General features: G+C 69.5%; 2 protein-coding genes. One reads left to right on the forward strand and one right to left on the reverse strand.

Annotated features, from left to right (window positions below; all coding sequences use genetic code 11):
- Positions 1-66 precede the first annotated feature (66 nt).
- Positions 67-1,104: a glycosyl hydrolase family 18 protein gene (locus G5C65_RS35055; protein ID WP_165303100.1), complete on the reverse strand. Its 1,038-nt coding sequence runs from the start codon at positions 1,102-1,104 to the stop codon at positions 67-69.
- 165 nt (positions 1,105-1,269) lie between these two features.
- Between G5C65_RS35055 and G5C65_RS35060 the strand changes: the two genes are divergently transcribed.
- A complete protein-coding gene (locus G5C65_RS35060; protein WP_420903395.1) occupies positions 1,270-2,565 on the forward strand; it encodes an Nramp family divalent metal transporter in 1,296 nt (431 codons plus the stop codon).
- The last annotated feature ends 157 nt before the right edge of the window (positions 2,566-2,722 follow it).

Genomic DNA, 2,722 nt, shown 5'->3' on the forward strand with positions numbered 1-2,722 from the left:
GTAGGGGCGTACGGGGCGGTGGGGTGGGACCCCGTACGCGGTCAGTACCCCGTCGTCGGGGAGCCCCTAGGGCAGCCCGTGCACGTGGGGGCCGACCGTGCTGGACCACCGGTTCCCGTTGCTGGCGTCCCAGGCCGTGGACCAGGTCATCGCGCCCCGGATGCCGGGCCACTGCTCGTCGGGCTGGAAGCGGCCGCACTTCTCGCCCTTGGCCAGGCAGTCCAGCGCGTTGTTGACCACCCCGGGATCCACATATCCGGATCCGGCGGCCCGCGGCGAGGCCGGGGTGCCGAGGCCCACCTGCGAGGGGTCGAGCCCGTTCTCGATCTGGATGCAGGCGAGCGCGGTGAGGAAGTCGACGCTGCCGGAGGAGTAGACCTGTCCGTCGCAGCCGAGCATGGAGCCGCTGTTGTAGTACTGCATATTGACGACGGTCAGGAAGTCCTTGATGTTGAGGGCCGTCTTGAAGTACTCGTTCCGCGGCGACTGCATGTCGATGGTCTGCGGCGCCATGGTGACGACGACATCCGGTTTGGCGTCGTGGACGGCCCGGAGCGCCTGGGTCATATAGGTGGAGTTGAGGCCGTTCTCCAGGTCGATGTCGACGCCGTCGAAGCCGTACTCGTCCATGAGGCGCACGACGCTGTCGGCGAAGTTCCGCGCCGAGGTGCTGTCGTTGACGCGCGTCTGCCCCTTCTCGCCGCCCACCGAGGCGATCACGGACTTGCCCGCCCGCTGCTTGGCGGCGACGTCCTCCTTGAACGCGTCCTCGGAGTATCCCAGCGCCGGGTCGAGCGTGAAGTCGACCTGGCCCGGGACGCCGGTGGCGTCGGCGAAGGCGACGGCGATGATGTCGTAGTCGTCCTGCACCTCGGCGATGGTCTGCACGGTGGCGCCGTTGTCGAAGTTCTGCCAGTAGCCGGTCACGGCGTGCTTGGGCACGGCGGACGCGCCGACCCTGGGGCCCAGCGCATCCGGCGCCGGCTCCTTCGCGTTCGCCGTCCCGAACGCGAGCAGCCCGGTCGCGACCAGGGCGCCGGTCGTCAGGGCGACCAGGGCGCGGACACGGAGTCCGCGGTGTTTCCGGTGGGGTGCGCTTACCACAACGTCCTCCGGTGTGGGGGGATTTGGGGGGGGTTGCGGTGCTGGGCCCAGCGCTTGTCGTCCAACGTGGTCCAGACCAATCGCGATGTCAAGACCTCTGCGACGTGTTCGGGACGGGTGTTCCCTCGTGTACCCCTCTTGTGCTGATCGTCCGGCGGCGGTTTCATGCGCGGCATGCCAGCTGAGGAGATCCAGGGCGGGACCCGCCCCCAGATGCGCAGGCCGACCTGGAAGCTGATCGGCCCCGGCATCGTGGTGGCGGCGACCGGAGTGGGCGCCGGGGACCTGGTCGCGACGCTCGTCGCGGGCAGCAAGTTCGGCTACACGCTGCTGTGGGCGGCCGTCATCGGCTGTATTCTCAAGATCGCGCTCGCCGAGGCGACCGGCCGCTGGCACCTGGCCACCGGCCGCACCATCTTCGACGGCTGGCGCAGCCTGGGCGCGTGGACCACCGGGTACTTCGCGGTGTACGTGGTGGTGTGGGGCTTCGTCTACGGCGCCACCGCGATGTCGTCCTCGGCGCTGCCGCTGCAGGCGCTGTTCCCGGACACGATGGAGCTGAAGTACTGGGGCATCCTCACCGGGCTGCTCGGCCTGGCCTTCGTCTGGTCGAACCGCTACGCCGTCGTCGAGAAGATCATGATGGTCTTCGTCGGTGTGATGTTCCTGGTCGTCGTCTACGTCGCCATCCGGGTCTCCCCGGACCTGGGGGACGCGCTGACGGGCCTCGCCCCCACCTTCCCGTCCGGCTCGGTGCTCTACACCCTCGGCCTGATCGGCGGCGTCGGCGGCACCATCACCATGGCCGCGTACGGCTACTGGATCAACTCCAAGGGCTGGACGGACATCGGCTGGGTGCGGATGATGCGGCTGGACAACCGCGTCGCATACCTCACCACCGGCATCTTCGTCGTCGCCATGCTGATCATCGGCGCCGAGCTGCTGCACTCGGCCGACCTCGCGCTGGCGGAGGGCGGCAAGGGCCTCCTCGACCTCGACGACGTGCTGGCGGACCGCTTCGGCACCGTCACCTCCAAGCTCTTCCTGGTGGGCTTCTTCGCCGCGTCCTTCTCCTCGCTGGTGGGCGTGTGGCACGGCGTCAGCCTGATGTTCGCCGACTTCGCCGCGCATGTCCGCGCGCTGCGCGCGGGCGGGCGCGAGCCGGCCGGCGGCGTCCGGGAGCGGGAGCGGTCCGTTCCGTTCCGCGGCTATCTGCTGTGGCTCACCTTTCCGCCGATGGTGCTGCTGTGGCTGGACCGGCCGTTCGGGCTCGTGATCACCTACGGCATTCTGGGCGCCTTCTTCATGCCGTTCCTGGCGGTGACGCTGATCTGGCTGCTCAACTCCTCCCGGACGCCGGGGGAGTGGCGCAACGGATGGCTGAGCAACGGGCTGCTGGCCGCCGGCGCGGTGCTGTTCGCGGTCCTGTGCGTCGAGCAGATCCGCGACCTGCCGTGGTGAGGCCGGGCTCCGGCCCGCGCCGGGGGTTGACCCCGGCCACGGTGCGGGTAGTGCTGGGGAGTGCCGAGGGAGCCGGACATGGAGGCGGATGTTGTGTCTACGGCGTTAGCAGTCACCAGCCAGGACCACATGCTCGCCCCGCCCGACCGGCACACCC

Source organism: Streptomyces boncukensis (assembly GCF_011045075.1).
Lineage (GTDB): Bacteria > Actinomycetota > Actinomycetes > Streptomycetales > Streptomycetaceae > Streptomyces > Streptomyces boncukensis.

Bases quoted from the DNA above. Each gene is read 5' to 3' on its own strand.
- G5C65_RS35060 (WP_420903395.1), top strand. From the start codon at position 1,270: ATGCGCGGCATGCCAGCTGAGGAGATCCAGGGCGGGACCCGCCCCCAG.